At 55.7% G+C, this 6,483-nt stretch carries 5 protein-coding genes; all 5 read left to right on the forward strand.

The window, feature by feature from the left end:
- The first annotated feature begins 28 nt into the window (after positions 1 to 28).
- Positions 29 to 241 carry a DUF3820 family protein gene (locus tag B3V69_RS10580; RefSeq protein ID WP_296446362.1) on the forward strand — a complete coding sequence of 71 codons (213 nt, stop codon included), beginning with the start codon at positions 29 to 31 and terminating at the stop codon, positions 239 to 241.
- Between the two features lie 135 nt (positions 242 to 376).
- Positions 377 to 943 carry a response regulator gene (locus B3V69_RS10585; protein ID WP_296446354.1) on the forward strand — a complete coding sequence of 189 codons (567 nt, stop codon included), beginning with the start codon at positions 377 to 379 and terminating at the stop codon, positions 941 to 943.
- A gap of 27 nt (positions 944 to 970) precedes the next feature.
- The gene (locus tag B3V69_RS10590; RefSeq protein WP_296446356.1) at positions 971 to 2,128 is read left to right on the forward strand and encodes an HD-GYP domain-containing protein; all 1,158 of its coding nucleotides are present in this window, start codon (positions 971 to 973) and stop codon (positions 2,126 to 2,128) included.
- Between the two features lie 332 nt (positions 2,129 to 2,460).
- Entirely contained in the window at positions 2,461 to 5,220 is a 2,760-nt protein-coding gene (locus B3V69_RS10595; protein WP_296446358.1) for an MASE3 domain-containing protein, read from the forward strand.
- 220 nt (positions 5,221 to 5,440) lie between these two features.
- Positions 5,441 to 6,483 (forward strand): methyl-accepting chemotaxis protein (locus tag B3V69_RS10600; RefSeq protein ID WP_296446360.1); only part of this gene is annotated, 1,043 nt, incomplete at its 3' end.

Raw genomic sequence — 6,483 nt, forward strand, 5'->3', positions numbered from 1 at the left:
TTTGTCGTCAAGCGGGCGGGCGGTTGAGATGAACCCCGAGGACCTGCAACTGCTGGTGACCCGCAGCATGCCCTTCGGCAAATACAAGGGGCGGATCATTGCTGATTTGCCGGGCGACTACCTCAACTGGTTTGCGCGCGAGGGCGTTCCCAAAGGCGAAATAGGGCGGCTGCTGGCTCTAATGCACGAGATCGACCACAACGGGCTGTCGGACTTGCTCAAACCGCTGCGCAGCGGCTGAAATGCAGTTCCGGTGCCGTGCGGATTTGGTCGACGCTGATGAGCGGTCAGTGCTGCCGCAATCAATGCGTCGAAAATATCGATTAAACTAACATAATCGCTTAAAACGAAACTTCAATCGAATTGTGTTCAAGTCATGACCGAAGAATTCAAAAACAAGCCGTATCTCACGCCCAACGAAGTTGCTCAATGGATGATGGTCTCTCCGGTCACCGTTCGCGGCTGGGCACAAAAAGGCTTGTTGCAGGCCGAAGTCACGCCCGGAGGACATCGCAGGTTTCGTCATGAAGAAGTCGAGCGCTTTGCTCGCCAATGGAATCCGGTTGGCAACAAGGGGCCTCTGAGGGTTCTTGTCGTGGATGACGACCGAGCGATTGTCGGTTTTCTGAGGGAGTTGCTCGAAGGTGGGGAGCATCAGACGGTTGTGGAGACCGCCTATGACGGCTTCGATGCTGGGCGCAAGGTCCATACTTTTTCTCCTGATGTCGTCCTGCTGGACCTCATGATGCCGGGCATCAAGGGTACCGAAGTTTGCCGCCAAATCAAGCAGATCCCTGGGCTGGCAAACGTGCGTGTGATCGCAATGAGCGGGCATCTCAGTCCGGAAAATGAGGCTGAACTGCTTGCAGCCGGTGCCGAATGCTGTTTTTCCAAGCCGATTGACACGGCCCGGTTACTCAAACTGATGGGTCTTGAAGACTAGAGATTTGGAAGAGAGCGAGTGAACAACATGGAACAGCAAGTTCTGCCGCCGTACCTCAACGGCTATCCCTACCAGGTCCTGATCGTCGACGATGATCCAGTTCATCGCGCTTTGGAACGGGAAATTCTTGACTCATCCAAATACGCTGTCTCCGAGGCCAGATCGGGCAGGGAGGCACTGGCCGCTTTGCGCTCACGCAGCTTCGATTGCGTGCTGCTTGATAAGCAAATGCCTGGCATGGATGGTGATGAGGTCTGTCGGCGTATCCGGGGGGAATTGGGTTTGGGCATATTACCCATACTGATGGTGACCGTGAGTGGTGATATCGACAATCTCACCCTCAGCTTGTCTGCCGGTGCCAGTGACTTTATTCGCAAGCCGTACCAGCCGAGCGAACTTCTGGCCCGGCTGGATGCCGCGGTGAGTCACAAGCGACGGACCGACCAGTTTGACAGCGCCGAATCCATGCTTTTCGCGCTGGCCAGAATGGTGGAAGCCAAAGACGGCAACACCGGCGACCACTGTTCCCGCCTTTCACACAATGGCGTGGTGTTGGGCAAAGCACTGGGGCTGGGCGCCGATGAACTGATGGCGCTGCGGCGCGGTGGTGTTCTGCATGACATCGGAAAACTGGGCATTCCTGACAGCATCCTGCTCAAGCCGGGTCAGTTGACCGATGCAGAGTGGGTCATCATGCGTCAGCATGTGGATATCGGCGCACGGCTCGTGGGGGGACTCAAGAGCATGCGTTTGACGGTCCCGATCATTCGCCACCACCATGAAAAATGGGACGGCAGCGGCTACCCCGATGGACTGCGAGGTGAAGAAATTCCTCTGCTGGCCCGGGTTTTTCAGATTGTTGATATTCACGATGCCTTGGCCCACGCGCGTCCCTACAAGCATGCGATGGAACGCCAGCAGGTGATTGAGGTGCTTGAGGCTGAAGCGGCACGTGGCTGGCGCGATCCGGCGTTGACAGCCATCTTTCTCGGGATTGTCAAAAACCATCCTGAAGATCTCAATGTCCCCCTTGCTTCGCACGACGATCTTGGATTGAGCCTCTTCGGCGAGATTCGAAGCACCGGCGCGCTGGACTGGGACCACATCTTGGAATCAGCCTCCACTCAAGATAGATTGGCCGGACCCATACCGATAAGACAGTCATTGGGTGAAACCGGCGATTGAAACGGAAATACGAACTCATCCACCTAGACCGGCCAATCCACGCCGATCCGGACTCGGTCGGGACGAACCAAGCCAGCCGCAACTTGTGGAGGCGTCTGGCAAGCACCATTGCACTATGTACTACAGCGCACCGACCGCACCAGCTTTTGTACCTACTCTGCCCTGTAGTTTCAACGCTGCGCGCGGGTAAGGCTCGGCGGCGACAGATGCAAAAGGATAAACATACGTAAGCGGCAGGGATCGTCCTTGGATCGTTGGCCTAGCCGCATCGCTGGTTGTGACTCCGTAGTCGACAGGCGTTGCCGGTGTGTCACTCTCTGGATAGGTATGAAATGAACCAAGTGAAACTTACCCTGCAAGCCGTTGCGGGTAGCAGGCGTCTGCTGCATCAGCAGGTCTTGCTTGTCGCTGTATTGGCAGTCTTGGCATTTCTGGCCATGATGCTGCCGTTGCAGAACCTGCATATCTCGCCCAAGCATTACCTTCCACTGCATACGCTGCTGGAGTTCGTTTCAATAGCTACTGCTTTCCTTATTTTTGCAACGGTGTGGAATGCACCAAAAAAAGAGGTCTCCGCCTCTTTGCTGTTCATCGCCATAGCCCTCTTTGCTGCCGGTTGGCTGGATTTTGCACATGCCTTGTCATTCAAAGGCATGCCTGACCTGATTACACCCTCTGGTTTTGGAAAAGGTATCGCATTCTGGCTGGTCGCCCGTCTGCTTGTTGCGGGCAGCCTATTGGGTGTCAGTTTTTATCCTCAATTGCAGCCACCATCAGCGTGGGCCCGCTATGGCACTCTTGCCGCATTCACCCTGGTCAATTTAGTGGTGATGTGGGGGGTGATTTTTCATGAAGCTGGCCTGCCGGTCTTCTACATTGAAAACATTGGCTTGACCCCATTAAAAGTCGGATTTGAGAGGCTGATTATGGGGCTCCTGGCTCTGTCGGCTTGGCGCTACTACCGGCTCGCACGACGGTCAGATGATGAGGTCCTGCCCTTGATATTCGGAGCCGCGTCTGTAGCGGCATTGGGCGAGCTGTTCCTGACGCAGTATGAAATTGTCAATGACGCCCATAATTTCCTCGGCCATTTGTACAAAATCGCATGCTACGGCCTCATTTATCGGGCCTTGTTAGTGGTCAGTGTGCGCAAGCCCTATCAGCAGCTCGCCGCTCAGAAGCAAACCCTCCTGAAAGTCAATGCGAAATTGCGCATCCAGTCACTGGCATTGGAATCGACGGCCACGCCGATTCTCGTGACCGACCTCCAAGGTGAAGTGCGCTGGAGAAATGCGGCCTCTTATGCGAAGTTGGCCGTTCAATCTTCGGAATTCGAAAACAGGCTTTCCCTGTTTTCTGCGCCCATCACACCCGACCCGCAGGTGGCCGGGAACATTCGTGCCACGGTCCAAGCCGGCAAAATCTGGCGGGGATTGGTTCACCTCAAGGATGATCAGGGCAACAACATCCTCATGGATCGGACCGTGACGCCTCTGCGCAATGAAGAAGGCGTGATTGAAGGTTATGTCTCCGTCGCAGAGAATGTGACAGATAGTACAAAAGCGCAATTACGCTATAAACGCGTACTTGATACGGCCATTGACGGTTTCTGGATCGTCGACGCCTCCCGCCGATTGCTGGAAGTCAATGATGCCTATGCAAGGATGTCCGGCTACACGGTTGAAGAACTGCTGACCCTGCACATCAGCCAGCTGAGAGCGGTTGAGCGTCCAGAGGAAATCCAGGCGCACATGCAAAAAATAGCCCAGCAGGGATACGATCAATTTGAAAGCCTCCATCGGCACAAGCAAGGACACGAATTCGCGGTTGATATTTCAGCAACCTACGATCCTGAAACAAAGCATTTCTATGTTTTTTTGCGTGACCGGTCCGAACGTGTGCAAGCTGCTGCACTCAAGCAAGATCTTGAACGGCAATTGCAACTGTCGCAGAAGATACAGGCGCTGGGGCAACTGACGGGCGGTATCGCGCATGACTTCAACAACATCCTGGCGGCCATTTTGGGGTACAGCAATCTGGCGCTAGACCGGTTTGTGCCAGACAAGCAAAGCAAGCTGGCAAGCTACTTGCGCGAGGTTATTACGGCCAGTGAGCGAGCCCGTGACCTGATCGCCAAGATGCTCACTTTCGCGCGCACGCAGCCGAGCGCAAATGTTGACGTTATTTCTCCCGCTGCTGTGATAGAAGAAGTTTTGGCCATGATGCGGCCGTCGATATCCTCAAGCATTGAACTCAAGAGTCGCATCGACGATAAGCTGCATATTCGCATGGACCCTGGTGAGCTGAATCAGATGCTGGTCAATCTCATCATTAACGCGCGTGATGCCATCGACGGGCACGGCATCATCGAGATTCGTTTGCATCGAGTCGAGATGAATGGTCAGATTTGTGCGGACTGCCTCCAACGTCTGTTTGGCACCTATCTTGCACTTGAAGTATCTGACAACGGTAGCGGCATAGCGCCGGAACATATGCCACGTTTGTTCGATCCGTTCTTCACAACGAAAGATGTTGGCAAGGGAACGGGGCTGGGATTGTCCATGGTGCAAGGTATTTTGCAGCGCTCCGGTGGGCATGTCGTGGTCGAATCCCAGCCAGGTCGAGGAAGCCGGTTCCAGTTGCTGTTTTCCATTGCATTGCCTAACGAAAGCGCGCCAAGTCCGCAGCAAGACCACCTTAAAGTTCAAGCGGGCTGGGGTCAACGCATTTGGGTGGTTGACGATGAACCCGCCGTGGCACGCTATTTGGATGAGCTACTTAAAGATTCTGGCTACAGCGTAAGACTGTTCAATGAACCGTTTCAAGTGTTGGCAGCATTTGAAATTGAAAAAAATGACGTCGATTTACTCATTACAGACCAAACCATGCCTGGTTTGAGTGGTGTTGCGCTGGCTGGGCGCCTGCACAGCTTGAGGCCCAATCTGCCGATCCTTCTATGCACTGGGCATAGCGATGGCATTGACTGGTCGGAACTGCTTCGGCATGGGATCCTCCGCCACTTCACCAAGCCAGTGCCGGCCCATGAGTTGATCAAGGCGGTGGCTGAGGAACTTGCGGAAAAGAAGCCTTGATATTTTGTGATTTAAATCGTTTTTAACGATTTTTTAAGTTAAAACGTCAAATTCGATTAAATCGATTGACACGCTTCTTCCGATGAGGTAACTTCCGTTTGCGAAGAATATCTCTAAGCATCAGACAGAGCAGCGCTCATCCGCGCTGACTGGTTGCACACCCTCTCAACGCTTCTCATCCCGTTCACCGTTCGTAACTTAACCCTCAAGGAAAAACTCCATGGCTATCGTCAAGAAATTCACTGCAAAAGTCGCCGCCCCGTTTGAAGGTGAAAGCGGCAAACCCAGCGCCGCGTCCGCTCGCGACGCAGAGGTGCAGCGCAAGAGGGCGCGGACGCTCGGCAAGCAGCAGCAGGCGGCGGAGCGCATCGCCGCCGCCACGGGGCAGTTGTCTTCCGGCATCAACGAGGCGGCCTCCGCCGCCGAGTTATTGAAGCGCGCTGCAGACCAGATCGCCTCCGGCGCCGAAGTGGCTTCCGGCGCGGCGCAGGAATCGATGACCGCCTTCAAGCAAGTCATCGGCGCCATCGCCCTCCAGTTGCGCAATGCGGACATCAGCCAGACCAAGGCGGAGGTCTCTCAGACCCTGGTCGCCAAAACTTCTGCGGATGTCGCCAGCCTCATTACCAACGTCGCCGTGGCCGGGCAACGCCAGATTGCCTCGGTGGCAATGGTGGTGGAGCTGGAAAAACAAGCCGCCAACATCGGCGACATCGTCAAGGCGGTGGCGCGCATTGCCGACCAGACCAATCTGCTGGCCCTGAACGCTGCCATTGAGGCCGCCCGCGCCGGCAAGCACGGCAAGGGTTTTGCCGTGGTGGCCGACGAGGTGCGCACGCTGGCTGAAACCTCGGAAAAGAGCGCCAAGCAGATTCAGGACCTGGTAGGCCAAATCCAGCAGGATGTCAAGGCCATTGCCGACGGCATCAATACCTCGGCCAAGGCCATCGAAGGGGAAGTCGAGAAAGGCAAGGTCATCACCCTGCAGCTTGAGGCGATTCGCACGGACGTGATCGAAGTGGTGCGCGGCATCACGGAAATCGCCACGGGCGCCAAGCAGTCCGACACCGCCGCCCAGCAGGCGCTCAAGGGCTCGGAAGAAATTGCCGCCGCCGCCGTGGAGCAATCCGCCGCCGCCGAGGAGACGGCCAAGACCGTCCAGGAGCAGTCCCAGGCACTGGCCGAGTCCGAGCAGGCGACGCAAGCCATGTCGGAACTGGCCGAGGACCTGAAGAATTCCACCGATGTGGCCAAGAGTGCCGA

This window comes from Rhodoferax sp. UBA5149, assembly GCF_002413825.1.
Classification (GTDB): Bacteria; Pseudomonadota; Gammaproteobacteria; order Burkholderiales; family Burkholderiaceae_C; genus Rhodoferax.

What these genes read in the sequence shown, in the direction of transcription:
- B3V69_RS10580 (WP_296446362.1), top strand. Translation starts at nt 29, where the DNA reads ATGAACCCCGAGGACCTGCAACTGCTGGTGACCCGCAGCATGCCCTTC.
- B3V69_RS10585 (WP_296446354.1), top strand. Translation starts at nt 377, where the DNA reads ATGACCGAAGAATTCAAAAACAAGCCGTATCTCACGCCCAACGAAGTT.
- B3V69_RS10590 (WP_296446356.1), top strand. Translation starts at nt 971, where the DNA reads ATGGAACAGCAAGTTCTGCCGCCGTACCTCAACGGCTATCCCTACCAG.
- B3V69_RS10595 (WP_296446358.1), top strand. Translation starts at nt 2,461, where the DNA reads ATGAACCAAGTGAAACTTACCCTGCAAGCCGTTGCGGGTAGCAGGCGT.